General features: G+C 65.1%; 25 protein-coding genes. 11 read left to right on the forward strand and 14 right to left on the reverse strand.

Going from position 1 to position 26,958, the window contains the following annotated elements; all coding sequences use genetic code 11:
- Positions 1 to 15 precede the first annotated feature (15 nt).
- A complete protein-coding gene (locus BRADO_RS24335; RefSeq protein WP_012028861.1) occupies positions 16 to 1,053 on the forward strand; it encodes a D-alanyl-D-alanine carboxypeptidase family protein in 1,038 nt (345 codons plus the stop codon).
- Positions 1,054 to 1,379: 326 nt separating this feature from the next.
- On the opposite strand, the gene ahcY is transcribed toward BRADO_RS24335, so the two are convergent.
- The 3 genes from ahcY to BRADO_RS24350 form a co-directional block, all read right to left on the reverse strand.
- Entirely contained in the window at positions 1,380 to 2,792 is a 1,413-nt protein-coding gene (gene ahcY, locus BRADO_RS24340) for an adenosylhomocysteinase (protein WP_008962703.1), read from the reverse strand.
- A gap of 238 nt (positions 2,793 to 3,030) precedes the next feature.
- Positions 3,031 to 4,227, reverse strand: a complete 1,197-nt coding sequence (gene metK / locus BRADO_RS24345) for a methionine adenosyltransferase (protein ID WP_041756898.1) — start codon at positions 4,225 to 4,227, stop codon at positions 3,031 to 3,033.
- 69 nt (positions 4,228 to 4,296) lie between these two features.
- Positions 4,297 to 5,646: a hypothetical protein gene (locus BRADO_RS24350; RefSeq protein ID WP_012028863.1), complete on the reverse strand. Its 1,350-nt coding sequence runs from the start codon at positions 5,644 to 5,646 to the stop codon at positions 4,297 to 4,299.
- Positions 5,647 to 5,801: 155 nt separating this feature from the next.
- Between BRADO_RS24350 and BRADO_RS24355 the strand changes: the two genes are divergently transcribed.
- Complete coding sequence (locus tag BRADO_RS24355) at positions 5,802 to 7,472, forward strand: caspase family protein (RefSeq protein WP_012028864.1); 1,671 nt, start codon at positions 5,802 to 5,804, stop codon at positions 7,470 to 7,472.
- A 49-nt stretch (positions 7,473 to 7,521) separates the two neighbouring features.
- Here the strand turns inward: BRADO_RS24355 and BRADO_RS24360 are convergent, their stop codons facing one another.
- The gene (locus tag BRADO_RS24360; protein WP_157872615.1) at positions 7,522 to 8,685 is read right to left on the reverse strand and encodes a bifunctional 2-polyprenyl-6-hydroxyphenol methylase/3-demethylubiquinol 3-O-methyltransferase UbiG; all 1,164 of its coding nucleotides are present in this window, start codon (positions 8,683 to 8,685) and stop codon (positions 7,522 to 7,524) included.
- Between the two features lie 189 nt (positions 8,686 to 8,874).
- Here BRADO_RS24360 and BRADO_RS24365 point away from each other — a divergent pair, with 189 nt between their 5' ends.
- The 5 genes from BRADO_RS24365 (at position 8,875) to BRADO_RS24385 (ending at position 11,935) form a co-directional block, all read left to right on the forward strand.
- A complete protein-coding gene (locus BRADO_RS24365) occupies positions 8,875 to 9,252 on the forward strand; it encodes a DUF2147 domain-containing protein (RefSeq protein WP_041756902.1) in 378 nt (125 codons plus the stop codon).
- Between the two features lie 47 nt (positions 9,253 to 9,299).
- Positions 9,300 to 9,992 (forward strand): SGNH/GDSL hydrolase family protein, encoded by a 693-nt coding sequence (locus BRADO_RS24370; RefSeq protein ID WP_012028867.1) that lies wholly within the window; start codon positions 9,300 to 9,302, stop codon positions 9,990 to 9,992.
- Between the two features lie 105 nt (positions 9,993 to 10,097).
- Positions 10,098 to 11,222 carry an acyltransferase gene (locus BRADO_RS24375; RefSeq protein WP_012028868.1) on the forward strand — a complete coding sequence of 375 codons (1,125 nt, stop codon included), beginning with the start codon at positions 10,098 to 10,100 and terminating at the stop codon, positions 11,220 to 11,222.
- An 86-nt stretch (positions 11,223 to 11,308) separates the two neighbouring features.
- Positions 11,309 to 11,602 (forward strand): type II toxin-antitoxin system RelE/ParE family toxin, encoded by a 294-nt coding sequence (locus BRADO_RS24380; RefSeq protein ID WP_041756904.1) that lies wholly within the window; start codon positions 11,309 to 11,311, stop codon positions 11,600 to 11,602.
- Positions 11,603 to 11,605: 3 nt separating this feature from the next.
- A complete protein-coding gene (locus BRADO_RS24385) occupies positions 11,606 to 11,935 on the forward strand; it encodes an addiction module antidote protein (protein ID WP_008965667.1) in 330 nt (109 codons plus the stop codon).
- A 128-nt stretch (positions 11,936 to 12,063) separates the two neighbouring features.
- Here BRADO_RS24385 and BRADO_RS24390 read toward each other — a convergent pair whose 3' ends face one another.
- The 6 genes from BRADO_RS24390 to BRADO_RS24415 form a co-directional block, all read right to left on the reverse strand.
- Positions 12,064 to 13,182, reverse strand: a complete 1,119-nt coding sequence (locus tag BRADO_RS24390) for a cobalamin-independent methionine synthase II family protein (protein ID WP_012028870.1) — start codon at positions 13,180 to 13,182, stop codon at positions 12,064 to 12,066.
- A 343-nt stretch (positions 13,183 to 13,525) separates the two neighbouring features.
- Entirely contained in the window at positions 13,526 to 14,242 is a 717-nt protein-coding gene (locus tag BRADO_RS24395) for an ABC transporter ATP-binding protein (RefSeq protein WP_012028871.1), read from the reverse strand.
- Complete coding sequence (locus BRADO_RS24400; RefSeq protein ID WP_012028872.1) at positions 14,242 to 14,988, reverse strand: ABC transporter ATP-binding protein; 747 nt, start codon at positions 14,986 to 14,988, stop codon at positions 14,242 to 14,244. Before BRADO_RS24400 ends, BRADO_RS24395 begins: the two co-directional genes overlap by 1 nt.
- On the reverse strand, positions 14,985 to 16,022 hold the full coding sequence (locus BRADO_RS24405) for a branched-chain amino acid ABC transporter permease (protein WP_012028873.1): 1,038 nt from the start codon (positions 16,020 to 16,022) through the stop codon (positions 14,985 to 14,987). Before BRADO_RS24405 ends, BRADO_RS24400 begins: the two co-directional genes overlap by 4 nt.
- A gap of 7 nt (positions 16,023 to 16,029) precedes the next feature.
- Positions 16,030 to 16,899, reverse strand: a complete 870-nt coding sequence (locus BRADO_RS24410; RefSeq protein ID WP_012028874.1) for a branched-chain amino acid ABC transporter permease — start codon at positions 16,897 to 16,899, stop codon at positions 16,030 to 16,032.
- 237 nt (positions 16,900 to 17,136) lie between these two features.
- A complete protein-coding gene (locus tag BRADO_RS24415) occupies positions 17,137 to 18,315 on the reverse strand; it encodes an ABC transporter substrate-binding protein (protein ID WP_012028875.1) in 1,179 nt (392 codons plus the stop codon).
- Positions 18,316 to 18,591: 276 nt separating this feature from the next.
- Here BRADO_RS24415 and BRADO_RS35825 point away from each other — a divergent pair, with 276 nt between their 5' ends.
- Positions 18,592 to 18,888, forward strand: a complete 297-nt coding sequence (locus BRADO_RS35825) for a hypothetical protein (protein ID WP_244422881.1) — start codon at positions 18,592 to 18,594, stop codon at positions 18,886 to 18,888.
- A gap of 4 nt (positions 18,889 to 18,892) precedes the next feature.
- On the opposite strand, the gene purU is transcribed toward BRADO_RS35825, so the two are convergent.
- The gene (gene purU, locus BRADO_RS24425; RefSeq protein WP_012028877.1) at positions 18,893 to 19,756 is read right to left on the reverse strand and encodes a formyltetrahydrofolate deformylase; all 864 of its coding nucleotides are present in this window, start codon (positions 19,754 to 19,756) and stop codon (positions 18,893 to 18,895) included.
- A 149-nt stretch (positions 19,757 to 19,905) separates the two neighbouring features.
- On the opposite strand from purU, the gene BRADO_RS24430 reads away from it, so the two are divergent.
- Positions 19,906 to 20,730 carry a uroporphyrinogen-III synthase gene (locus BRADO_RS24430; protein ID WP_012028878.1) on the forward strand — a complete coding sequence of 275 codons (825 nt, stop codon included), beginning with the start codon at positions 19,906 to 19,908 and terminating at the stop codon, positions 20,728 to 20,730.
- Positions 20,731 to 21,000: 270 nt separating this feature from the next.
- On the opposite strand, the gene BRADO_RS24435 is transcribed toward BRADO_RS24430, so the two are convergent.
- The 3 genes from BRADO_RS24435 to BRADO_RS24445 form a co-directional block, all read right to left on the reverse strand.
- Complete coding sequence (locus BRADO_RS24435) at positions 21,001 to 21,954, reverse strand: GDP-L-fucose synthase (protein ID WP_083794960.1); 954 nt, start codon at positions 21,952 to 21,954, stop codon at positions 21,001 to 21,003.
- Positions 21,938 to 23,020, reverse strand: a complete 1,083-nt coding sequence (gmd, locus tag BRADO_RS24440) for a GDP-mannose 4,6-dehydratase (RefSeq protein WP_085972816.1) — start codon at positions 23,018 to 23,020, stop codon at positions 21,938 to 21,940. Before gmd ends, BRADO_RS24435 begins: the two co-directional genes overlap by 17 nt.
- Before the next feature lie 123 nt (positions 23,021 to 23,143).
- On the reverse strand, positions 23,144 to 23,818 hold the full coding sequence (locus BRADO_RS24445; protein ID WP_012028881.1) for a Crp/Fnr family transcriptional regulator: 675 nt from the start codon (positions 23,816 to 23,818) through the stop codon (positions 23,144 to 23,146).
- 288 nt (positions 23,819 to 24,106) lie between these two features.
- Here BRADO_RS24445 and BRADO_RS24450 point away from each other — a divergent pair, with 288 nt between their 5' ends.
- Both BRADO_RS24450 and BRADO_RS24455 read left to right on the forward strand, forming a co-directional pair.
- The gene (locus tag BRADO_RS24450) at positions 24,107 to 24,976 is read left to right on the forward strand and encodes an ABC transporter ATP-binding protein (protein ID WP_050781041.1); all 870 of its coding nucleotides are present in this window, start codon (positions 24,107 to 24,109) and stop codon (positions 24,974 to 24,976) included.
- Positions 24,973 to 26,904 (forward strand): long-chain fatty acid--CoA ligase, encoded by a 1,932-nt coding sequence (locus BRADO_RS24455; RefSeq protein WP_041756906.1) that lies wholly within the window; start codon positions 24,973 to 24,975, stop codon positions 26,902 to 26,904. The genes BRADO_RS24450 and BRADO_RS24455 overlap by 4 nt, the downstream gene beginning before the upstream one ends.
- Positions 26,905 to 26,958: the final 54 nt, after the last annotated feature.

The raw sequence follows: 26,958 nt of genomic DNA on the forward strand, positions 1-26,958 counted from the left end.
GATCTCGGAGGCCGGATGATGAGCTCGCAGCAGTTCACCACGCGTGCGTTGTGCCGATCAGTTGTCCTTGCCGGCTGCGTCATGGCCTGGCCCGCAACCGCCGCCGAGCCGGAGGCAACCACGACGCCGGCGGTTGCAGACGTGACGGTCTCCGCGACGGCACCGACGGCGACACAGCCCCTCCCCTCGGAGACGGCGCTCACGACCGCATCGATCACGCCCTCGGCGCCTCTCCCGGTCGACGAGCTGCCCTCTCCGACCCCGTCGGGCGAGATGCCCAAATCGACGGTGGCGAGCGCCGACCGCGTCGAGATCCTCGACGAATGTCCCGACATCGATGTCTGCGTCGATCGCTATCTGTGGGCGCTGTATGAGCGCGCGCCGAAGCTCGACAAGATCCGGGAGACCGAGCGCCGCGTCGTCACGGTCAAGCGCAAGGGCCGCCAGGTCAAGGTGACGCGCAGCTTCAGCAAGCTCGTCGACAATGATTTCGCATGGAAGGATCCGAAGGCCGCCGAGCGCGTCGGCCAGACGATGATGGAATACGTCATCGGCGGCATGGACCGCGGTTTCAAGATGAAGCTGTTTCAGACGCTGCACGCCGCCGAAGCCGCGGGGCTGGCGCCGGGCATCACCAGCGGCTTCCGCGACGATTATCGCCAGGAGATCGCGAGCGGGCTGAAGGCGGCGACCAACCGCTCCTATCACGGCGGCAGCCTGCGCGGCGGCTATGGCCACGGGCTCGCGGCCGACATCGTTTCCGTCAACGGCGCCACGCGCGCGCAGCGCTGGGTGGCGACCGAGCAGTTGTGGAAATGGGTCGACGCCAACGGCAAGAGCTTTGGCATCGGCCGGCCGTATCTCGACCGCGACCCGCCGCATGTCGGCCCGGTCGACGGCGAGGAATACACCAAGCACCGCACGCCGGCAGTGAAGGTCGCGGCGGCGGAGACGAGGAAGCACAAGCGGATCGCGGCACGGGCGGAGCATCACGCTGCCAAGCGCGGCAAGGCCGTGCGGGCCGCGGCGCCGTCGTCACGGCGCACGGGGTGATTACAAGCGTCCGTTGCGGTGCTCGTGAATGCGCCCTCTCCCCTTGTGGGAGAGGGCATCTCCGGCCCATCCCCAAGCGCGGTTGGGTGAGGGGTCTCTCTCCGGGAGCACGCTCGTGGACAGAAACCCCTCACCCAACCGAGCTTGCCGCACTGTCATACATGCCCTCTCCCACAAGGGGAGAGGGCGCATTCACGACCATTGCCGATCTGCGACACCGTTGATAGCTCATCGCAGAACTGCTGATAGCTAATCAAGTACGCGATCAAGCAAAAGGCCGGGGCGATGCCCCGGCCTTCGTCATCTCCACCGCGCTTGAGTGCAGCTCAATAACGGTAGTGCTCCGACTTGAACGGGCCTTCCGGCTTGACGCCGATATAGGCGGCCTGGTCGGGGCGCAGCTCGGTGAGCTTGACGCCGATCTTGGCGAGGTGCAGGCGCGCGACCTTCTCGTCGAGCGACTTCGGCAGCACGTAGACTTCCTTCTTGTACTTGCCGTCCTTGTTGTTGGCGTAGAGCTCGATCTGCGCCAGGGTCTGGTTGGTGAATGACGCCGACATCACGAAGGACGGATGGCCCATCGCATTGCCGAGGTTCACGAGCCGGCCTTCGGACAGCAGGATCATGCGCTTGCCGTCGGGGAAGGTGATCTCGTCGACCTGCGGCTTGATGTTGGTCCACTTCAGGTTCTTCAGCGAGGCGACCTGGATCTCGTTGTCGAAGTGGCCGATGTTGCAGACGATGGCGCGATCCTTCATCGCGCGCATGTGCTCGATGGTGATGATGTCCTTGTTGCCGGTGGCGGTCACAAAGATGTCGGCGCGGGGCGCGGCGTCCTCCATCGTCGTCACCTCATAGCCCTCCATCGATGCCTGCAGCGCGCAGATCGGATCGATCTCGGAGACCATGACGCGGCAGCCGGCCTGGCGCAGCGAGGCGGCCGAGCCCTTGCCGACGTCGCCGAAGCCCGCGACCATCGCGACCTTGCCCGACATCATCACGTCGGTGCCGCGGCGGATGCCGTCGACCAGCGACTCGCGGCAGCCATAAAGATTGTCGAACTTCGACTTGGTGACGCTGTCATTGACGTTGATCGCGGGCCACAGCAGCGTGCCGGCCTTCTGCATGTCGTAGAGACGATGCACGCCCGTGGTGGTCTCCTCGGAGACGCCCTTGATCGACTTGGCGATCTCGGCGAAGTAGCCCTTCGGCTTCTCCTTGAGCTGCTTCTTCAGGAGCGCGAAGAACACCTCCTCCTCTTCCGAGCCGGGCTTGTCGAGGAACGCCGCGTCGCCGTTCTCGGCCTTGAGACCGAGATGGACGTACATGGTGGCGTCGCCGCCGTCATCCAGGATCATGTTGGGATGGCCGCCGCCATGCCAGTCGAACAGCTTGGCAGTGTAGTCCCAGTAGTCGACCAGGGTCTCGCCCTTGACGGCGAACACCGGAATGCCGGCGGCGGCGATCGCCGCGGCGGCATGGTCCTGCGTCGAATAGATGTTGCAGGAGACCCAGCGGATGTCGGCGCCGAGCGCCTTCAGCGTCTCGATCAGCACCGCGGTCTGGATGGTCATGTGCAGGGAGCCTGCGATCCGCGCGCCCTTCAGCGGCTGCTTCGGGCCATACTCCTCGCGCGTCGCCATCAGGCCGGGCATCTCGGTCTCAGCGAGCGAGATCTCCTTGCGGCCGAACTCGGCGAGCGAAATGTCCTTGACGATGTAGTCGTTGAAGGCGGTCATGTGGGGTTCCTGGTCGGATGAATTCGAACGGGTTGTAACGATTGAACGAGACGCGTCGCAGCGCTGTCTGGATCACTCTCCCCCGATCCGGCGGGGAGAGGGCTGGGATCATAGGGAGCCTCCACGTAAAGAATTCGTGGAGAGTCCCCTCACCCGGATTGCATCTTCGGTGCAATCCGACCTTTCCCCGCCCCCGCGAAGCTTCGCTTCGCCCTGGCGGGGAGAGGTGAAGTAGCAACTACACCGCGCGCTTGAACGCCTCGGCGAGGTCGGTCTTCTCCCAGGAGAAGCCGCCCTCGTTGTCGGGCGTGCGGCCGAAATGGCCATACGCCGCGGTGCGCGCGTAGATCGGACGGTTGAGGTCGAGATGCGAGCGGATGCCGCGCGGGGTGAGGTTCATCACCTCGGCCGCCGCCTTCTCGAGCTTGTCCTCGGAGACCTTACCGGTGCCGTGGGTGTCGATGTAGATCGACAGCGGCCGCGCCACGCCGATGGCGTAGGCGAGCTGCAGCGTGCAGCGATCGGCGAGGCCGGCGGCCACGATGTTCTTGGCGAGGTAGCGCGCCGCATAGGCGGCCGAGCGGTCGACCTTGGTCGGGTCCTTGCCGGAGAACGCGCCGCCGCCATGCGGGGCCGCGCCACCATACGTGTCGACGATGATCTTGCGGCCCGTGAGGCCGGTGTCGCCATCGGGGCCGCCGATGTAGAACTTGCCGGTCGGGTTGATGTGCCAGATCGTGTCCTTGGTGATCCAGTCCTTCGGCAGCGCCTCGCGCACATAGGGCTCGACCCGCTCGCGCACCTGCGCCGAGGTCATATCCGGGATCAGGTGCTGGTGCGAGACGACGATCTCGCGCACGCCGACCGGCTTGCCATTCTCATAGCGCACGGTGACCTGGCTCTTGGAATCCGGGCCCAGCACCTTCTCGACGCCGGAATGCCGGGCTTCGGCGATCATGCGCAGGATCTTGTGGGCATAGAAGATCGGCGCCGGCATGAGGTCGGGCGTCTCGTTGCAGGCGTAGCCGAACATGATGCCCTGGTCGCCGGCGCCCTCTTCCTTGACTTCGCCCGGCTGCAGCGCGTCGACGCCCTGCGCGATGTCGGCCGACTGCGGATGCAGGAGGATCTCGATGTCGCAGGTCTTCCAGTGGAAGCCCTCCTGCTCATAGCCGATATCCTTGATCGCCTCGCGGACGACGTGCTCGATGTGCTCATTCGTCACCGAGGACGGGCCGCGGGTCTCGCCGGCGATCACGACCTTGTTGGTGGTGGCGAGCGTCTCGCAGGCGGCGCGGATCTGCCAGGGGTCGATGCCGGCCTTCGGCCCTTCACGGTAGAACAGGTCGACGATCTCGTCCGAGATCCGGTCACAGACCTTGTCCGGATGGCCCTCGGACACCGATTCCGAGGTGAACAGATATGACGCGCGCATCAAGCAATCCCTTCTTTGCCGCCCACGGCGGTCGTTCGTATTGATCCCAAATGTCCTGATCCCAGGATGTCAGTCGCGACGCCGCGAGATGACGTAGGACTCGTCGTAGAACCACAACCCGTTGTGCTTTCGCAGGACCTCTCTGGCGGCGTCGAGCGCGCGGGACGAGTGGGCGACCTCCGTCAGGCGGTCCTCCTCGATCTGCGCGACATACACCGCCGCGTTCCAGGCTGCAAAGGCCGTCGAGGTTCCGATCGCACCGGTGACCTCGTTGGGCAGAGCCTCCATCTCATACCTGAAAATCGAGCGATTGTCCGCATAGGCGTTAAAATTTAAGTCTCGCCCACCGGAACCCAGCTCGTACTTGACGGCGCGCAATAGCTCATGCCGGCTGACCGAGAAAGGATTTTCTCCCGGCCAGACCGACTGGATGATTTCCAGACCGGGATCCTGGCCATGGGAGTGGATTCCGATCAGCCGGCCGCCCGGTTTCAGGGCCCGGGCCAGCGGTGCGATGATGCGCTTGGCGCGGAAATTGACCGACGATCGCGCCCGATAAGGCTGCGAGGCGATGATCAGATCGAAATTGGCCTCGACCCGCCCCGCCCTGGGAATGATGTTGTCGAGCAGGAAGCGATGATCCTCGCGGTACAGCACCAGCGCGATCGGCCGCTCATAGACTGGCATGCCCGTTCGCGGCGAGACGTTGGCGCGCCAGTTCTGCTCCAGGAACGGCTTCAGCGCGGTGATCTGCGTCTCGAAATCGCCGGATGAATCGCCCTGCAGCACGACCTCATGCCAGATCATCGAGGCCGCCACCGACGGCGAGGCCGGCGTCAGCCAGGGCGCCTCGGCATAGTTCATGTTGGTGAACACGAACACGGAGGCCGGATGCTCGAACAGCCGGTCGGGCACCTTTTCGAGCGTCAGCCGGACGTCCTCCAGGCTCAGCTCCTTGCCGGCCACATAGAACGGAATGTGTGGAAAACGGCCGTGCATCGTGCGCAGCACCTTCGACAGCACGGTGCCGTCGCCGACGCCGGCATCGAACAGCCGCAGCGCCGGCGGCCGCGGATGGATGCTGGCGAGTTCGAGCCCCACGCGCTCGGCTACCACCCGCTTCTCGCTGCAGGTATGCACGAACAGCAGGTATTTCTGCCGGTTCTCGAAGAAGCGGAAATTGCTCTTGGGGTCACGCTTCTCCGGCACGATGTCGAGCCGCGGCGGCGGCAAGGTGCCGGTGGACGCGGCGATATAGGCCTGGATGCGATCCAGCGTGTCGATGGTGATGCGCTTGCCCTCGCGCAGCCGCTGCACCAGCTTGCCGTCGTTGACGGCGCGCCGGCCGAACGTCGATTCCGCCATGTCCGACTGGCGGCAGAACTCCGTGATCTGGGCGAGCAGCTGGTCGTTCTTCATGCGGCCAATCGGTGGGAAATTTGAGTGGGCAGGTAGCCTCTGGCCCAACTTCCTAGCACCTTCTGCCCACCAATGGAAAGGGCCTGAACCCGGAACCTTCCGGGCGCAACAAACGGGATATGGTTTCCCCGCGCTTCCCGTTCCGGTCCCTCCTTATGCGCCGCTCGCCCCTGCTTCTTCTCCCGCTTCTCGGCCTGCTCTGGGCGTCTCCCAGCCTCGCTCAGTCGAAATCCCAGCTCGGCCCGCTCTGCACCACCGAAACCACGCCGGCGGACCAGATGATCGCAGCCTGCAACAAGATCATCGCGCTGAAGGTGTTTTCCGGGGGCCAGCTTGCCACGATTTATTTCTGGCGCGCCGTCGGCTGGAACAAGAAGGGCGACTACGCCCATGTGATCGCTGATACCACCGAGGCGATCCGGCTGCAGCCGTCGCAGGCGGTCTACAATCTCCGCGGCTCGGCCTATTACGACAAGGGCGAGGACGACATCGCCATCGCCGACTTCAACGACGCACTCAAGCTGGGTCCGCCGAGCGCGACGATCTATCACAACCGCGGCAATGCCTATCGCTCCAAGGGCGACTACGCCCACGCGCTCAGCGATTACGACGAGGCCATCAAGCAGAGCCCGCGCGAAGCCTATAGCTGGCAGAACCGCGGCATCACCAAGGCTGCCCAGGGTGATCTCGACGGCGCCCTGATCGACATCAACGAAGCGATCCGGTTGTCGCCATCGCTGGCCTCGGCCATGACCAACCGCTCGGTGATCTGGCGCGCCAAGGGCAATATCGAGCGCGCCATCGCCGACGGCTCCGAGGCGGTCAGGCTGGCGCAGAACCCGCCCGCCAATGTGATGACCCCGCCCGGCAGCGTCGTCATCGCGGCGCTGGTGCATCGCGCGCTCGCCTATGAAGCCAGGGGCGAGTTCGACGCCGCCAAGGCCGACTATGCGGCCGCGCTGAAGCCGCTGGCATCGGATTCCGGCAGCAAAGCCAACCAGGCGACCGCCAAGGTGCGGCTGTCGCTGCTGTCGGAGCCGGCCCCGCCGCCGCAGCAGCGCGCCGAGGCGCCGGTCTCGCCGTCATCTCCTGCTCCGGCGACGACGGGCCAACGCATGGCGCTCGTCATCGGCAACGGCGCCTATGCGCATGTGCAAGCCCTTCCCAATCCGCCGCGCGATGCCCGCGCGATCGCCAAGAGCCTGCGCGACATCGGCTTCAGCGTGGTCGAAGGCATCGATCTGGATCGCGCGGCGATGCAGGCCAGGACCCGCGACTTCTTGCGCGAGGCCGCGCGAGCGCAGGTGGCGGTCGTGTTCTATGCCGGTCACGGCGTGCAGATCGACGGCCGCAACTATCTCCTCCCCACTGACATCGCATTGTCGAACGGCAGCGACGTCGTCTCCGCGATGGTCGACATGGACCAGATCCTCGCCGGGCTCGACGACCAGGTCCGCACCAACATCCTGATCCTCGACGCCTGCCGCAACAATCCGTTCGCGCCGCCGGAAGGCTCAGGCCCCGCGCCGAGCCGCGGCCTGAGCGCCACTGGCCTTGCGGCCCCCTCGTCGCTCGGCACCGGCGCGACGTCCGGCGCCGGCACGCTGATCGCGTTCGCGACCGCGCCAGGCAAGGCGGCGCTCGACGGCGACGGCGAGAACAGCCCGTTCTCCGCGGCGCTGTCGCGCCACATCGGTACGCCCGGACTCGAGGTGCAGCAGATGCTGACACGCGTGCGCGCCGAGGTCGTTGCCGGCACCAAAAACAAGCAGGTGCCGTGGTCGAACTCCTCGCTGCTGGGCGAGGTCTATCTGGCGGCCAGATGAGTCGGAGTGCCGCGCACCGGCGCGGGCGCGTCGAGCAGGGCCGTCCACGTCAGGTCGCTTTCAACTGGACCCAGAGCGAGTGCCCGAGGCGTTCCCGATCAGCATAGGCCGCACGCCAATGCGGCAGACGGCGAATGCTGCCGGCCGCGATCACGGCGGCTTCCAGGACCGTCCTGAGCGGCGATCTTGGCAACGATCTCACGCGCCCGGACAGACTCCGGGGAGCATCCTGAGCCCGTCTAACATGGCTGAAGACGAGGTCGTGCCTGATGAAGAGACGCGCATTGAAGGGCTGCGTCTCGTGCGCGATCACCTCGAAGCCATGGCGCGAACTGATGCGCCTGAATGCCTCGATCGTCCATCGCCCGACGTGGTTCGGCGGCATGTCGATCAGAGAATCGTGCGTTTCCTGGTAGTCAGTATGCGCCGTGTTGGGAACGGCGATGAAGACGCATGCTCCTGTTTTGGCGAGCTGCGCCAGACGGTGAAAGAGCTCGTCGAGACGGTCCATATGCTCCACGACCTGGAACAGAAAGATGAAATCGAAGCGCGACGACATCGCGAGCAAGACGTCGCTTCGCACATCATCTTCGATGACCTCGACGCCGCGGGCGCGCAGCCTGGCGCTGGCGGTCCGACCGTATTCGGTGGCCGTCAGCAGCGACGGCGAGGCTCCTCGCCCACACAACAAGTCGAGGAAGTAACCGTAGCCCGCGCCGACCTCGAGCATGGCCTTGCCTCGCAGATCCTGCCCCCGGAGCGCCTCGATGGTTCTGCCGAACTCCCATTTGTCGCGCGGATAGGCGACGTAAGGATAAGCGAGATTGTAGAAGAGCTGATCACCGGCGACGAACGGCCAGCAAAAGCCGAAGCCACAGGACTCGCAGGCCCTGATCTGGCAGCTCCCATTCCCCCACAGCGTCTCGATATGGGAGGCGAGCGTCCGGTTGAGATCCGGATGCTCCTGCTGCTGCACGAAGTGCTGGGCGGCCTGACTGGCCGAAACAGCGAAACGTACGTCCGTCCTGTGCCCGCTGCAGACGGGGCAGACTGGATCGGTGTTCATGCGCGATGCCCCGGTCTCGACCACGGCAGGTTTTCTCAAACCGGAGCGCCGGTCAATGGCCGCAGCATGGTTCAGCACGAAGCCTTTAGATTTCGTGGCGGTAGATCTGTACGCGGATCTGTCCAACAGCCGCAAACGGCGCGTCACACCTGCCTCCGTGCTCCCCAGGGCCTGCGACAAGTCAGACCAACATGCCCATCCCGCAGACGATGCAGTGCGCGCGAATCCTGTTATCGTCTCTCAATGGAGACGCTGCGGAACGTTCTCGACATGCCGCTCGGTCGACACGATCGGCTGGCAACTTGCTCGTTTCAGAATCCGCATGGGAGGTTACGTATGTCCAGTCGACTTGGTCTGGTCTTGGCATTTGGTCTCGCGTTGGCTGCGGGCCCCGCGGTCGCCGACGACGTCACCGGCGTCTGGCTGCGCGAGAGCGGCGCGTCCAAGGTCAAGTTCGCGCCGTGTGGCGGCGCCATCTGCGGCACCCTGGTCTGGATCAAGGAGGGCACGGACACCCCCGCCAAGGTCGGCCAGCGGCTGTTCTCCGGGATGAAGCCGACCGGACCCAACGCCTGGGCCGGCAGCTACAGCAATCCCGACGACGGCAAGACCTATGACGCCAAGATGACGCTCTCGGGCGGCACGCTGACCACCGCCGGCTGCGCGTTCGGCGGCGTGATCTGCCGCTCCTCGACCTGGACACGGACGAACTAGGGCCAGCCTCGCACCACGGCGGGCCACACGAGGACATCGATCGTCCAATGGCAGCAAGAGCGCAGGCCCGGCTAGGATTCGTGCTGTTCGCGGTGATCGTCGCGGCGGCCGCGACCTTCGTGCTGGTGCGCCGCTCGGCGGCGCCGTCCGGCAGCGACCATCGCACGGTCCGCCAGCTCGTCGTGCACTACAACCTGCTGTCACGCCCGGATGATCCGATCATCGTGCTCGGCGACAGCATCGTCGAGGCGGCGACCTTGCCGGCCAGCGCCTGCGGACATCCGATCGTCAATGCCGGCCTTGGCGGCGCCGGGACACGCAGCGATCTGGCCGGCTGGCTCAAGCCGGCGCTCGGACCCAAGCGGCCGTTCGCCATCATCGTCTCGCTCGGCGTCAACGATGCGCTGAGCGCCAAGCCCGACTCCAGCCAGGCGTTCGCCGGCCGCTTCGAGGCGCTGCTGCGCGAGCTGACGACGCTGACCACGCGCCTGTTCGTCATCGAGTTTCCTCCGGTCGAAGCCCGCGGACCGTTCACGGCGGCGATGGAGAAGACTGCGATGGCGAGCATCACCGGCTATCGTACCGCGCTGCCCGACCTCGCCAAGCGCGCCGGCGCGACCTTCGTGCCGCTGCCGCCGATGGACGCGCCGTTCACGCTCGAAGGCATCCACCTCAATGCGGCCGGCTACCGGTCCTGGGACCAGGCCATCCAGCAGGCCATCGAGCTCGCCTGCCGCTGAGGCCAATCGCGCCGAGCCGTGACTCGGCCAGCGAAAACAATCCTTCACTCCGTCAGGGCTAGGATCGCGCAGCGCCTCCCGTCGATACGGTTAACGAAACACTGCATGGCCCTGCCCCCACCATCGTCGTCGCCAGGACCTCACAAGCTGCTCGGACTGGAGCTGCTGCGCTTCCTCGCCACGATCTCGGTGCTGCTGTGGCACTATCCCCATTTCGCCTATGTCGCCGATACGCCGGTCGGCCTCGTCCGCGGCGAGCTGCCGTTCTACCGCGTGCTGTTCCCGTTCTATGAGCTCGGCGAATACGGCGTCGTGATCTTCTGGTGCATCTCGGGCTTCATCTTCTTCTTGAAGTACAGCGCGCTCATCCCGAATGGCGCGGTCGATGGCTGGACCTTCTTCATCAACCGGCTGTCGCGGCTCTACCCGCTGCATCTCGCGACGCTGCTGCTGGTCGCGGGCCTGCAGGCGATCTACGTCGCGCAGCACGGCTTCGCCTTCGTCTACCAGAGCAACGATCTGGGCCATTTCCTCGCGCAACTCTTCATGGCCAGCGACTGGCTGCCGCCGACCGGCGTCAGCTTCAACGGCCCGATCTGGTCGGTCTCGATCGAGGTGCTGGTCTATGCCGTGTTCTTCCTTGGGCTGCGCTTCGTCACGACATCGCCGCTGCTCAATCTCGCGATGATTCTGGCCGGAATCGCCAGCGGCACGCTGGTCGGCAAATGCTTTGTATTCTTCTACGCGGGCGGCCTCGCCGCCATGGCGCGGCAGAACGTGGCCGGTGCCCCTTACCGCGCGAAACTCGAGGCTCTCGCCGGCTGCGCGGCCGTCGCCATCCCGGCAGCGCTCTGGCTTTCGGGCATCGAGCTTGCTGAACGCGCCGCGGCGCTGTTGCTGATCTATGTCCCGGTCCTATTATTCGTCTGCGCGACACCCATCACCCTGCCCCGCCGCATCGAGGACCTGCTGCAGGCCGCCGGCAACATGACCTACTCGTGCTATCTGCTGCACTTCCCGATCCAGCTTGCCATCGCGCTGGCTTTCGATGCTTGGGGTCGCACGATCCCCTATGGCAATCCTTCGTTCTGGATCGGCTTCATGGGGCTGACCCTGACGTCGGCGTATCTCACCTATGTCTGGTTCGAGGCCCCCGCCCAGCGGCGGATCCGCCGGGCGCTGCTGCGCAAGAATGAAGCGGGGCGGATGGCTCCGGCGTCCCAACTCTAATCGAGGCGCGCAGTCCTGCTGCCGGGCAGCAGCCACGTCGCGCTCTTCTCTCTTGCAAATCTGTATCTTTTAAGATACATTTCTCCATGCTCGAAATCAGGCAGACCAACGAATTCAAGGAATGGCTCCTTGGTTTGCGAGATGCGAGAGCAAAGGCGCGTATTGCTGCCCGCATTGCTCGGGCCGAAGCTGGCAACCTTGGAGACAGCAAGCCTGTCGGTGGCGGCGTCTCCGAGATGCGGATTGATCATGGCCCCGGCTATCGCGTCTATTTTCACCAGAAAGGCAAGATATTGGTGATCCTGCTTTGCGGAGGTGACAAGAGCACCCAGCGTTCCGATATCCGGCGCGCTCAGGAATTGGCTGAGAGAGAGGAATAGCGAATGGCAACGACGCGCTTCGATGCCGCAGAATATCTTGCAGAGCCGGAGGCCCAAGCCGAATTCCTGGCGGCGGCGCTCGAGGATGGCACCGCTGATGACATCCGCGCTGCGATCAACACAATTGCCCGGGCACGCGGCATGTCAGAGGTCGCCAAGGCGACCGGCATCCGTCGCGAGCAGCTGTATCGGGCTCTTGGTGAAGACGGAAACCCGGAGTTCGCGACCATCCTGAAGGTGCTGCGCGCCCTCGGCGTGAAGCTCACCGCGGCGCCCCCCAAGGCGGCTCCGAAGCGGAAGAGCGCAAAGAAAACAAGTCGGCGGGCGGCTTAGTTCCTGACCGCTGCCGCCCACATCGAAACCAAAGCCCTATTGGCGTGAATCGTCAGGTCTTCAAAACAGAAGGCCGGATCGGGATAAACCGATCCGGCCTGATCAGACGAGCGTAGGTCGCGAGCCTCTTACTTCCCCCAGATCTCCTCGGCGAGCTCGACGCAGAGGCGCAGCTTGGCCCACTGCTCTTCCTCGCTCAGGATGTTGCCTTCCTCGGTCGAGGCGAAGCCGCATTGCGGGGACAGCGCGAGCTGATCGAGCGGCGCGAACTTCGAGGCCTCCTCCAGGCGGCGCTTGATGTCGTCCTTCTTCTCGAGCTCGCCGACCTTCGAGGTGACGAGACCGACGACGACGACCTTGTTGCCCTTCGGCAGGAAGCGCAGCGGCTCGAAGCCGCCTGCGCGCTCGCTGTCATACTCCAGGAAGTAGCCGTCATAGTTGGTGTTGGCGAGCATGGTCTCGGCAACCGGCTCGTAGCCGCCCGAGGAGATCCAGGTCGAGCGGAAATTGCCGCGGCAGACATGGGTCGTGATCGTCATGTCGGCGGGACGCTCGGCGATCGCATAGTTGATGATGCGCGAGTAGATCTGCTGCAAGCCGTCCGGATTGTCGCCGCGCTCCCTGGCCTTCTTCAGCTCGTCCTGCGAGCAGAGATAGGCCCACACGGTGTCGTCGAACTGCAGATAGCGGCAGCCGGCGTCATAAAAGGCCTTCACGGCCTTGCGGTAGGTCTTGCCGAGATCCTCGTAGAAGGCGTCGAGATCGGGATAGACCTCTTTCGAGATCGACTTGCGGCCGCCGCGGAAATGCAGCACGGCCGGCGACGGGATCGTCATCTTCGCCGTCACATGCGCGGTGTCGGCGTGCTTCTTGAGGAAGCGGAAGTGGTCGAGCATCGGATGAGTATCGGGAAAGTCCAGCTTGCCGATCACACGCACCGCGTCGTGACGGGTCTGAACGCCGGTGAACTGGATGCCGGTGTCGGGGTGGAACAGCTCGCAGCCGGTCAGCTTGGCGAGGAAATCAAAGTGCCACCAGGAGCGGCGAAACTCGCCGTCGGTCGCGAGCTTCAGGCCGGTCGAGGCCTGGCGGTGCACGACCTTCTCGATCTCCATATCCTCGATCTTGGCGAGGTCAGCCGCGGAGATCTCGCCCTTCTCGAGCTTGGCGCGGGCCTCCTTGATCTTCTGCGGGCGCAAGAGGCTGCCGACTTCGTCGGCGCGGAAGGGGGGCTTGGTGCGTTGCATCTCTTCACTCCTTGGAATGCTCGACGTCTTGGATCTGAGCGATCGACCGGTTAACTGTTCTACCCGAACGAGCGGTCCCGTGGCCGGCACACGCGCGTCCTGAAAGGCCGGGGCAAGCCCTACCTCGTATCCGACCAGTATACAATTACGTTCCGGTCAGGATTGTGCACGCTGAGCGTTCGGTCCAGTGCAGCGGGCACTATCCGCCCGTTATCGTTCATTTCCGCCGCCTTTACCTCCGGTGCCGCCTGATCGCCTCGATAGTCATCCGGCCATTCCGGTATACAGAATAACCCCAAACCTCTTTTCCCGTCGTGCCTGCTCGGCGGCAGAAGCCGGCGGGTCAATGCGCGGCGGCGCTCGCGACTCCCAAATGCCGCTCCAGCGGCGCAGGGTCGGCCTTCAGGGCGCTGGACGGCGCGTCGTGGACGATGGTGCCCCGCTCCAGGATGACAACGCGATCGGCGAGCGCGAGCAGTTTCTGCGCATGCTGCTCGACGATGATCGAGCACAGCCCGCCGGCGCGGCTGATCGTGCCGATCGCCGCCAGCAGCTCCTCGACGATGATCGGCGCCAGACCCTCGGTCGGCTCGTCCAGCAGCAGCACTTTGGGATTGAGCGTCAGCGCGCGGCCGATCGCCAGCATCTGCTGCTCGCCGCCGGAGAGCTGGTTGCCGAAATTATTGCGGCGCTCCTTGAGCCGCGGAAACATCTGGTAGACGCGCTCGACCGTCCACGGCCCGGGCTGCGCCACCGCGGTCATGTTCTCCTCCACCGTCAGCGAGCGGAAGATGTTGCGCTCCTGCGGCACCCAGCCGATGCCGGCGCGGGCGCGCTGGTCGGCGCGCAAGGACGTGATGTCGGTGCCGCCGAGCGCGAGCTTGCCGGAGAAACGACGGGTGACACCGACGATCGAGTTGATCAGCGTGGTCTTGCCGGTGCCGTTGCGGCCGAGCAGCGCCAGTACCTGGCCTTCCGGCAGCCTCAAGGACATGTTCGGCAAAACGACCGCCTGGCCATAGCCGGCGCGGAGATTCTCGATGGCGAGCAGATCGGTCATCACGCGGCCTCGCCGAGATAGACCGCCTTGACCTGCGGATCGCGCGCAACCTCGTCGGGGGCTCCCTCCACCAGAAGAGCGCCGGAGACGAGAACCGAGATGCGGTCGGCGAAGGAGAAGACGAGGTCCATGTCGTGTTCGATCAAGAGCACCGTGACGTCGCGCGGCAGCGCGGCGACGGCGGCGAGAATGTCCTTGCGCTCGCCCTCGGGCACGCCGGCGGCCGGCTCGTCGAGCAGCAGCACGCGCGGCTTGGCGGCGATCGCAACCGCGATCTCCAGCAGGCGCTGCTTGCCATAGGGAAGCGTCGAGGTCCGGTCGTTCATCACGTCGAGCAGGCGGAAGCGCTCCAGGGTGTCGGCGATCTCGGCATTGATGTCGTCGCGCGTGCCCATGCGTCGCCACCAATTGCCGCCGCCGCCGAGCCGCTCCGACACCGCAAGCCCGATGGTCTCGAGCGGAGTCAGATCCGGATAGAGCTGATTGATCTGGAAGGTCCGCGACAGGCCGCGCAGCACGCGCTTGTGCACCGGAAGGTCGGTGATGTCCTGGCCTTCGAGCAGAATGCGCCCCGAACTCGGCTCGAGCACGCCGGTCAGCTGATTGATCACGGTGGTCTTGCCGGCGCCGTTCGGGCCGATCAGCGCATGCCGCGCGCCGGGCCTGATCTGCAGCGACAGATTGCGAGTGACGTGAAGTCCGCCGAAATGCTTGTCGAGGCCGCGCGTTTCCAATGCGTAGGTCATGGCGCCTCGTTGTCGGTGAGGACAACCGCGGCCTTGCGGCCGGCGATCTGCTTCAGGATCAGATTGGGCAACCACAGCGCATAGGCGTGGATGCGATGGCGGCCGACCATGACGATCACGACCAGCACGAGGCCGATCCAGAACATCCAGTATTGCGGCGTGATCCACTGGAACAGCTCCTGCAGCATCCGGAACACGGCCGCGCCGATCAGGCCGCCATAGAGATAGCCGGAGCCGCCGATGACCAGCAGCAGCACGAGGTCGGCGGAGCGCTCGAACGAGAACACGTCGAGCGAGGCGAGCGCCGTCGTCTGCGTGAACAGCGCGCCGGCAATGCCGGCATAGAACGCCGCGACGGTATAGATCGCGATCAGGCGCTTGTTGACGGGAATGCCGATGGCCGACGCGCGCAGCGGATTGTTCTTGATCGCGCGCAGCGACAGGCCGAACGGCGAATGCACGATCATCCGCGCCAGCAGGAACAGCACGAACAGCACTGCGAGCGAATAGAAGAAGCCAGTCCTGCCGAACATGTCGAAGGCGAACAGGCCGAAGATCGGCTGGATGTCGATGCCCTGCAGGCCGTCGGTACCGCCGGTGATGTTGGAGAAGCGCTCGGCGAGCGCTTCCATCAGCAGTGCGATGCCCAGCGTAACCATCAGCCGCGTCAGGTCGACGCCGCGGATGACGAGGAAGCTGGTGGCGAAGCCGAGCACCGTGGCGGCGAGGCCGGCCACGATCAGCGCCAGCACCGGCTCGTTGATGATCCCGTGCACCGACAGCAGCCCGGCGCAATAGGCGCCGACGCCGAAGAAGGCGGCGTGGCCGAGCGAAACGATGCCGGCATAGCCGAGGATCAAATCGAGCGACAGCGCGAACAGCGCCAGCCGCAGGATCTCGGTCATGATCAAATAGCGCGACGGAACGGCGAGCCCCACCGCCAGCACGACGATCCAGAAGGCGAACTCGCTCCAGTGCCAGCGGCCATGCTGCCGGGCGTGGAAGCCGACCTCGGTTTGTGCATTCGTTGTCATGCGATCCTCACCGCGTCGCCGTGCGACCGAACAGGCCGTTCGGACGCCAGATCAGGATCACGATCATGATGGTGTAGATGACGAAAGGGCCGAGCTTCGGCACGTAGTATTTTCCGGCGACGTCGCCGATGCCGAGCAGCAGCGAGGCCAGGAAGGGTCCGGTGATCGAGGACGAGCCGCCGACGGTGACCACGATCAGGAAGTAGATCATGAACTTCAGCGGGAAATACGGATCGAGGCCGAGGATCTCGGCGCTGAGCGCGCCGCCGAGGCCGGCAAGGCCGCAGCCGAACGCAAAGGTGAAGGCGAACACCTGGGGCACGTTGATGCCGAGGCCGCTGGCCGCGCGCGGATCATCGACCGCGGCGCGCAGCCGGCTGCCGAAGCGGGTCTTGGACAGCACGAGCTGCAAGCCCACCGTGAGCAGTCCGCAGATCACGATGATCATCAGCCGGTAGCGGCCTATGCCGACGCCGAAAATGTCGAACTGGCCCTGCAGCACGTCGGGCAGCTTGATGAAGATGCGCGACGAGCCCATGATGTAGTCGACGGTCGCGACCGTCATGAACACCAGCCCGATCGAGAACAGCACCTGGTCGAGATGGCTGCGCGCGTAAAGATGCTGATACAGCGTCCGCTCCAGCAGCGCGCCGATCATCGCGCTGGCAACGAAGGCCAGCGGCAGCGCGGCGAAGAACGGCCAGCCGATCCGGTTGACGAGCACGGCGCAGACATAGCCGCCGGCCATCGCGAAGGCGCCGTGCGCCAGATTGACGAAGTTCATCAGGCCGAGCGTCACGGCGAGCCCGCAGGCCAGCACGAACAGCAGCATGCCATAGGCGACGCCGTCGAACAGGTTGGTGAGGATGGCGGTCATTGAAGTGTACGTCTGTCCCCGGTCTCATCCCTTCCAGCGAAGGGCCATGTCACGCTTGGCTCGGTCAGCGCCTTCCCCGCGCGCGGGGGAGGTCGGATCGCATCGAACGATGCGATCCGGGTGGGGGAAACTCTCTCCACGAACAGTGTGCCGTGGGGCGCCCCCACCCCGGCCCTCCCCCGCAGGCGGGGGAGGGAGTGGAGCCGCCGTCGGCTCCCCCCTCACGACGCTCACGCGTCACTTCTTCGCCTTGCCCGGATCCTTGACGGCCTCGAAGGTCTGAAACTCCACATTGTAGAGCTCGCCGTCGACCTTCTCGACCTTGCGGATGTAGACATTCTGAATGATATCGCGCGTCTCCGGATCGATCGAGATCGGACCGCGCGGGCTTTCCCAGGCCATGCCCCTCATCGCCGCAATCAGGGAATCGCCGTCGGTCTTGCCCTCGGTTTTCTTCAGCGCCTGGTAGATCAGGTTGATGCCGTCATAGCCGCCGACCGCCATGAAGCCCGGACGGCTGTTGAAGGCCTTCTTGTAGGCTGCGACGAACTCCTTATTCTTCTCCGACGGGTGCGCCGCCGAATAGATGTGCGCCGTGACGGCGCCGAGCACCGCGTCGCCCATGTCGTTGAGCAGGTCGTCGTCGGTCACGTCGCCCGGCCCGATCACCTTGATGCCGCTCTTGTCGAGTCCGCGCTCGGCATATTGCTTCATGAAGTTGCCGCCCTGGCCGGCCGGCACGAACACGAACATCGCGTCCGGCTTGGCATCCTTCATGCGCTGCAGGAACGGCGCGAAGTCCGGATTGGCCAGCGGAACCTTGACCTCCTCCACGATCTCGCCGCCGCCGGCGGTGAAGCGCTCCTTGAACGAGGCCAGCGCGTCATTGCCCGGCGCATAGTCGGAGGTCAGCGTCGCGACTTTCTTGATGCCGTTCTTGACCGCCCAGTCACCGATGATGGTGGAGGACTGCGGCAGGGTGAAGCTGGTGCGGACGATGTAGGGCGACTTCTCGGTGATGATCGAGGTGCCGGCCGCCATTACGACCTCGGGAATCTTGGCCTGGGTGGCGAGCGGCGCGGCGGCGAACGCGGCGGGCGTCACGCCGAAACCGGCGATCACGTTAACCTTGTCGTTGACGATCAGCTCCTGCGCCAGGCGCTTGGTGTTGTCCGGCAGCGCGGCGTCGTCCTTGAGGATGACCTGGATCTTCTTGCCGGCCACGGTGTCGCCGTTCTGCTGCATGTACAACTTGATCGCATTATCGATCTGCTTGCCGGTCGACGCCTGGCCGCCGGTCATCGGCACGATCAGGCCGATCTTGAACACGTCCTCGGCCCGCGCCGCACCGGACGCAAGCGCCGCGGCCACGGCCGCACCGGCAGCCAGCGTCAGTGTCTTGTTTCGCACGAACATGGAAACCACCTCCCTGGTCGGATCAGGACCGAAAGCCCGCCGGCCATTGTTGTCTCACCTGTGCGATCTCGTTCACGATATCGCGCGCGCATCGCTGCGGACTCGGGACGGTATTGTCAATGGCGTTTCATGGGAGCGTTTCGTGGACGGTAAGTTTCCGGAACAGATCACAGAACGTTAGAGGTATTATGTTACTTCGACTTCGAACGGCCAAATTTTACCAATTGATGGCAAGCCGATAGGGTCGCAGCCGCGACGATGAAAGGTGTTCCCTCAATGCCGGCGAGGACTGTCTTTGGCACGAGATCGCTGGCCGCGATCACCGTGCTGACCGGGGTTGTGCTGATTTTGGCCGGCTGCTCGTCGATCAACGAGAAGGTCGGCGCGGGTATGGGGGATCTGATGCCGCAATGGGCCGGCGGCCTGCCGGCCGGCGCGCCGCCCCGGCCCGGCACCCCGGAATATGCGCGCTTCATGCAAGAGCGCGAGCGGCAGAGGCAGCTGCCGGCCGCCGAACGCGACAAGGAGACGCAGTCCGACGCCAATGCGCAGGCGGCTGCCCCCACTCGCTGAACAATCAATCCATGAACACGACGGTCTTGCGGCCGTTCAGGATGACGCGATCCTCGAGGTGATAACGAATCGCACGCGCCAGCACGCGGCGCTCGATGTCGCGGCCCTTGCGCACGAGATCCTCGGGCGTGTCGCGATGGCTGATCCGCTCGACGTCCTGGTCGATGATCGGGCCCTCGTCGAGGTCGCGGGTGACGTAATGGGCGGTGGCGCCGATCAGCTTGACGCCGCGCTCATAGGCCTGGTGGTAGGGTTTGGCGCCCTTGAAGCCCGGCAGGAACGAGTGGTGGATGTTGATGCAGCGGCCGGACAGGCTGGCCGACATCTCGTCCGACAGGATCTGCATGTAGCGCGCCAGCACCACGAGATCGGTCTTGGTGTCGTCGACCAGCTTGAGGATCGCCTGCTCCTGGTCGCGCTTGGTCTCCTTGGTGACCGGCATGTGGTGAAACGGGATCTCGCCCAAATCCAGCCCGGCATAGGTCTCCCGCGGGTGGTTGGAGACGATCGCAGTCGGGATCATCGACAGGTCGCGGGTGCGCCAGCGATAGAGGATGTCGACGAGGCAATGGTCGAACTTCGAGACCAAGAGCATCACACGACGTTGGCCGGCGCGGTCGCGCATCTGCCAATCCATCGCAAAGCGCTCGGCGATCGCCGCGAAGCCGGTCTGCAGCGCCGGCAGGTTGACCGCGAGATCGGCAGCCGTGAACACCACGCGCATGAAAAAGTGACCGGTCTCGAAGTCGCCGAACTGCTGGGCATCGAGGATGTTCTGGCCGTTATGGGCAAGGAAGGTAGAGACGGCTGAGACGATCCCAGGACGATCCGGGCAGGACAGGGTCAGAACATATTGGTGGTCGGACATGGCGATGAGGGACCGAATGGGAAAAGTGATCTGGCGGCGGGCCTGACGGCCGTTCCATGCCCTGCTCTATCACCCTCCGCGCCCTTGCGCCAACGCTCGGCGCGGGGGCAGGATGAACAAAACATCACCTCTTTCGGTGGAGACTGACCATGGCCGACCGGCTGAGCGGCAACCGCATCCTGATCCTGGAAACGCGCGAGGAAGCGCAGTTCTCGCGTCTGCTCGCCGAGCAAGGCGCCGACGTGCTGCAATGTCCGATGTTCACGATCCAGGACGCACCGGACCCGGCGCCGATCGAGGCCTGGATCCGCCGCTGCACCGACAGGCCGTTCGACGATCTCGTGCTGATGACCGGCGAAGGACTGCGGCGGCTGATGACCGTGGTGCGCCGAATCGGAGTGGAAACCGAGTTCGTCGCCGCGCTCGGCAAGGCCCGCAAGTTCACCCGCGGGCCGAAGCCCGGGCGCGCCTTGCGCGAGCTCGGCCTCGAGTCGCAGGTGACCACCGAGAAGCCGACCTCCGAAGGCGTCGCCGAACTGCTGGGGCGCTACGACCTGAAAGGCCATCGTCTCGGCCTGCAGCTCTATCCCGACAAGGACCATTCCGCGCTGATCGGCGCCATCGAAGCGACCGGCGCCGAGGTCGACGCCGTGCTGCCCTATGTCTACGACGCCAAGGCGGCCGATGCGAACATCCTCACCGCCATCGACGAGATGACCGCCGGCAAGGTCGATGCGATCGCGCTGACCAGCTCGGGCCAGCCGCGCCGGCTGTTCGATGTCGCCAAGGCGCACGGCGTCGAGGATCGGCTGCGCCATGGCCTGGCGCGCACGCAAATCGCCTCGGTCGGGCCTGTCGTGACGGAGGAGCTGGCCGCGCACGGCCTGTCGCCATCGATCACCCCAGTGGGCGAGGCCTATTTCATGAAGCCGCTGATCTCGGCGATGGCCACGGCGCTGGGTGTGAAGGCGTAGCGCGCGGCCAAACTAACAGTGTCGTCGCGGGCTTGACCCGGGACCCATACCGCGTGATGTCCGAAACAGGCAGGCGGCCCATCCCACGCGTCCCATGGCGTTCGGTGGCTATGGGTCCCGGCTCGAGGCCGGACGACGGCGGAGTGTGAGGCAGCAGCCTGCCGCACGCCGCTGATCTCGCCATGACTACTGCGCTTGCTGTGAAAGCACAGCGAATGGCGCCTCACTAACGGTGTCGTCCCGGGCTTGACCCGGGACAACGGCGGAGAGTTACGCGGCGGCCTGCCCGGTCTCGCGCAGGAACGCCTGATAGGCGCGCGCGATGCCATCCTCCAGCGACGTCGTCGCGCGCCAGCCGAGCTTGGCGAGCCGCGAGACGTCGAGCAGCTTGCGCGGCGTGCCGTCGGGGCGCGAGGGATCGAAGCTGAGGCGCCCCTGATAGCCGACCGTTGCGGCCACCACGCGGGCAAAGTCGGCAATGGTGATGTCCTCGCCGGTGCCGATGTTGACCAGCTCGTGATCCGAGTAGGTCTTCATCAGGTGCACGCAGGCGTCCGCCATGTCGTCGACATAGAGGAATTCGCGCCGCGGCGTGCCGGTGCCCCAGACCACGACCTCTGGCGCGTCCGCAAGCTTCGCCTCATGGAAGCGGCGGATCAGCGCCGCGACGACGTGGCTGTATTCGGGGTGATAGTTGTCGCCGGGGCCGTAGAGGTTGGTCGGCATGACGTTGATGAAGTCGGCGTCATACTGGCTGCGATAGGCCTCGACCATCTTGATGCCGGCGATCTTGGCGATCGCATAGGGCTCGTTGGTCGACTCCAGCGGCCCTGTAAGCATCGCATCCTCGCGCAGCGGCTGCGGAGCGAGCTTGGGATAGATGCAGGACGAGCCGAGAAACATCAGCTTCTCGGCGCCGTTCACATGCGCGGCGTGGATGACGTTGGTGGCGATGGCGATGTTGTCGTAGATGAACTCGGCACGGAGCGTGTTGTTGGCGACGATGCCGCCGACCTTGGCGGCCGCGAGGAAGACGACCTGGGGCTTCGCGCGCGCGAACCAGGAGAACACTGCAGCCTGGTCGCGCAGATCGACCTCGCCGCGCGACACGGTCTGCAGTTCGACGCCCTCGCTTGCCAAGCGCCGCACCAGCGCGCTGCCGACCATGCCGCGATAGCCGGCGACGAAGACCCGCTTGCCATGCAGATCAAAAGGCGTGGCCACGGGTCGTCTCCTGCCGCGCCGTGCTGAGATCGCTCGCCACCATCTCCTTCACCAGTTGCGCGAAGCTCGTCTTCGGCGTCCAGCCCAGCTTGTCGCGCGCCTTGCTGCAGTCGCCGACCAGCAGATCGACCTCTGTCGGCCGGAAATAGGTCGGGTCGATGCGCACCACTGTCTTGCCGGATCTGCAATCGATGCCGGTCTCCTCGACGCCCTCGCCGCGCCATGAGATGCGGCGATCGACCTCGGCAAAGGCGAGCTCGACCAGCTCGCGCACCGAATGGGTCTCGCCGGTGGCCAGCACGTAATCGTCCGGCGCATCGGCCTGGAGAATGCGATGCATGCCTTCGACATAGTCGCGGGCGTGGCCCCAGTCGCGCTTGGCCTCGAGATTGCCGAGATAGATCGTCTCCTCCAGGCCGGCCTCGATCCGGGCGACGCCCCGGGTGATCTTCCGCGTGACGAAGGTCTCACCGCGGATCGGGCTCTCATGGTTGAACAGGATGCCGTTACAGGCGAACATGCCGTAGGCTTCGCGATAGTTGACCGTAATCCAGTAGCCGTAGAGCTTGGCGCAGCCATAGGGCGAGCGCGGATAGAACGGCGTGGTCTCGCGCTGCGGGATCTCCTGGACCAGGCCATACAGCTCCGAGGTCGAGGCCTGGTAGAATCGCGTCTGCTTCTCCATGCCGAGAATGCGAATGGCTTCCAACAGCCTGAGCACGCCGAGCCCGTCGGCATTGGCGGTGTATTCCGGGCTCTCGAAGCTGACCCCGACATGGCTCTGGGCGGCGAGATTGTAGATCTCGTCGGGGCGGATCTGCTGCACCAGCCGGATCAGGTTGGTGGAATCGGTCATGTCGCCGTAATGCAGCAGGAACGGCACGTTGTCTTCGTGCGGGTCGCGGTAGAGATGATCGACGCGCGCGGTATTGAAGGACGACGAACGTCGCTTGACGCCGTGCACGGTATAGCCGAGGCCGAGCAGATATTCGGCGAGATAGGCGCCGTCCTGTCCCGTCACACCGGTGATCAGAGCCACGCGGCCGCTGAAATTCTGCTCCGTCATACCGTCTCCACCACACTGCCCCCGGCCGTCAGAGCCGAGGGGTCCTGTGACCAGTTCATAGCCGGGACGAGCGGTCAAGTGCCGGGACAAAGCCGTGCCGGATCAGATGCTTCAAGGCCGGATTTAATCCCCGTAGCAGCGCAGCCGGTCGAGGTCGAGCACCGTCACCCCGCCATATTCCACGCGCAGCAGGCCCTCGCGCTCCAGCGTCTTCAGGCATTGATTGGCGTTCTGCCGCGACAGGCCCGACAGTGCCCCGATCTCCTCCTGGGTGATCTCCAGATGGCGCGTCGTGTTGGGGTAGAGGATCGGATTGAACAGCGAGGCGATGCTGCGCGCCAGCCGCGCCGTCGCATCCAGCGTGCGACCGACCTCGACGAGGCCGATGAACTGGCCGAGCCGCTCGTTGAGCTGGGTCACCAGGAAACGGTTGAAGCCGACGCTGTTCTCGAACAGCCACATGAAGGTCGGCCGCTCCATCAGCGCCGCGCGGGTGTCGCGCAGCGCCACCACGTCGTAGCGGCGCGGCTCGTTCTTGAGCACGCTCCCCTCGCCGAACCACGCGCCCGCCGACATGCCGGCGAAGGTCGTCGCCTTGCCGCTCCGCGACACCGTGCTCATGCGCGCCAGCCCGGTGACGATGCCGGTCCAATATTCGAACTGATCGCCGCGGAGGAAGATGTGCTCGTTGGCCGCGAAGGAGCGCTCGACGACGCCGGCCGCGGCGACGTCAATCTCCTCGGGCTTCAGATGGCGCGACCAGGGCGCGATGCGCAGCAGGGTGTCGGAAGCAATCAAGCCGTCATCTCGTCGTGTCGAATCTCACGGCGATCATATTGCATTGCAACAACACCCCGGTGAATTTTGCCTGGGAATTGTCAGGCACAAGACAGTTCCTGATAGCGCTTTCTCCTATCCAGGACCACCGCATTCGATGGCCGAATCCATGGCGCGGCACAGCGCCGGGGCGCATCAAGGTGCGGCAAACTGCACCACCGGTGTGGCCCGTCATTCGTCGGATGGCGCGGAACCCATGCCCGGGATAGGATTGCGGCCAAAGCGACGCGCTGAACGTCGCGAGACACGATGACCGAGAGAGCGCGCCAAGCGCCGAAGACCGTTCGGGAGGACGACTTGGACTATACGTTGGAAGCGCGCGGAGTCTCGCTGCGTTTCGGCGGGGTGAAAGCCCTGACCGACGTCAGCTTCGGCGTGCGCGAGGGCGAGCTGTTCTCGATCATCGGCCCGAACGGCGCCGGCAAGACCTCGATCGTGAACTGCATCTCCGGCCGCTATAAGCCGACGGAAGGCCGCCTGTTCCATCGCGGGCGCGACATCACCGGCCTGCCGCCGAACGCGCGCGCCAATATCGGCATCGGCCGCACCTTCCAGAACCTCGCGCTGTTCCACCACATGAGCGTGCTCGACAACATCATGGTCGGGCGGCATCATTTGTTGAAGAACAACTTCCTCACGGGATCGCTGTACTGGCTCACCGGCGCGCGGCGCGAGGAGCTGAAGCACCGCGAGAAGGTCGAGCAGATCATCGACTTCCTCGACCTGCAGTCGGTGCGCAAGGCGCCGGCCGGCACCCTCTCCTACGGCCTGCGCAAGCGCGTCGAGCTCGCCCGCGCCATGGCGCTGGAGCCGCATCTCATCCTCCTCGACGAGCCGATGGCCGGCATGAACTTCGAGGAGAAGGAGGATATGGCCCGCTACATCGTCGATCTCAACGAGGAATACGGCATGACGGTCGTGATGATCGAGCACGACATGGGCGTCGTCATGGACATCTCCCACCGCGTGATGGTGCTCGATTTCGGCCGCAAGATCGCCGAGGGCGATCCCGCCGCCGTGCTCGCCGATCCGCACGTCAAGCGCGCCTATCTCGGCGAGGAAGACGAACTGCTCGTCGATCCCGACGAGGCGCCGTCCATCGCGGAGGACGCGGCATGATGGACTATGCTCGCCGCGTGACGCAGGCCGACACCTATCCAAAGCTGCTGCGCCTGAACGCCAAAGAGCACGGCCAGGAGATTGCGCTGCGCGAGAAGGATCTCGGGCTGTGGCGGACCTTCACCTGGGCCGACTACCAGGCGCGCGTGCGCGACTTTGCGCTCGGCATGGTCGATGTCGGGCTCGGCAAGGACGACGTGATCGGAATCATCGGCGACAACAGGCCCGACTGGGTGGCTGCGGAGATCGCGACGCACGCGATCCGCGGCCACAGCCTCGGCCTCTATCGCGACGTGCTCGACGACGAGGCCGCCTATCTCCTGAACTACGGCGAAGCGCGGCTGGTGTTCGCCGAGGACGAGGAGCAGGTCGACAAGCTGCTCAACCTCGCCGACCGCGTGCCGGCACTCAAGCACATCATCTATTCCGATCCGCGCGGCATGCGGAAGTATGACGATCCCAGGCTGATGCCGGCCGACAAGCTCGCCGAGCTCGGCCGCGCCCGGGCGGCGCGCGAGCCCGATCTGTACGACCGGATGGTGGATGCGACCGTCGGCGACGACGTCGCGATCCTCTGCACCACCTCAGGCACGACATCACATCCCAAGCTGGCGATGCTCTCGGCCGCGCGGGTGCTCAGGCATTGCGCGAACTATCTCGCGTTCGACCCCAAGGGACCGGAGGACGAATACGTCTCGGTGCTGCCGCTGCCCTGGATCATGGAACAGGTCTATGTGCTCGGCAAAGGTCTGCTCTGCCGGATGAAGGTCAACTTCGTCGAAGAGCCGGACACCATGATGAACGACTTCCGCGAGATCGCGCCGACGTTCGTCCTGTTTGCGCCGCGGGTGTGGGAGCAGATCGCGGCTGACGTCCGCGCGGCAGTCATGGACGCCTCGCCGCTGAAGCAGCGGCTGTATCACATCGGCATGTCGGCGGGCCTTGCGGCGCTGGACAAGGGACAGCATTCCGGCTTCGCCGACATGCTGCTGTTTCGCGCGCTGCGCGACCGGCTCGGCTTCACCCGGCTGCGCTCGGCCGCCACCGGTGGCGCCGCGCTCGGGCCCGACACGTTCAAATTCTTCCGCGCCATGGGCGTGCCGCTGCGGACCCTGTACGGCCAGACCGAACTGCTCGGCGCCTATACGCTGCATCCGGACGACAAGGTCGATCCCGACACGACCGGCGTGCCGATGGCCGCGGACATCGAGATCCGGATCGACCAGCCCGACAGCCAGGGCATCGGCGAGATCCTGGTGCGTCATCCCAACATGTTCCTAGGGTACTACAAGAACCTGGAAGCCTCGGCCGCCGACATCAAGGACGGCTGGATGCATTCCGGCGATGCCGGCTATTTCAACGACGCCAGGCAGCTCGTCGTGATCGACCGCATCAAGGACCTCGCCGAGACGTCGCGCGGCGAGCGCTTCTCGCCGCAATATATCGAGAACAAGCTGAAATTCTCGCCCTATATCGCGGAGGCCGTCGTGCTCGGCGCCGGCCGCGAGCACCTCGCGGCGATGATCTGCATCCGCTACTCGATCATCTCGAAATGGGCGGAGAAGAACCGCATCGCGTTCACCACCTACTCGGATCTCGCCTCGCGCAACGAGGTCTATGCGCTGCTGCAGAAGGAGGTCGAGACCGTCAACGCGCACCTGCCGCCGGCCCAGCGCATCGCACGCTTCCTGCTGCTCTACAAGGAGCTCGACGCCGACGACGGCGAACTGACCCGCACCCGCAAGGTTCGCCGCAGCGTGATCAACGAGAAATACGCCGACATCATCGACGGCATCTACGGCGGCAAGCCGGCCATCCCCGTCGACACCGTCATCCGCTTCCAGGACGGCACCACGCAGCGCATCCGCACCACGCTGAAGGTGGTGGATCTCGGCGGGCATGGACCGATGTCGGAGGCGGCGGAGTGATAATGGGCGTTTTGTCATACGAGACCGTCATGCGCGGGCTTGACCCGCGCATCC

It is taken from the genome of Bradyrhizobium sp. ORS 278 (assembly GCF_000026145.1).
GTDB lineage: Bacteria > Pseudomonadota > Alphaproteobacteria > Rhizobiales > Xanthobacteraceae > Bradyrhizobium.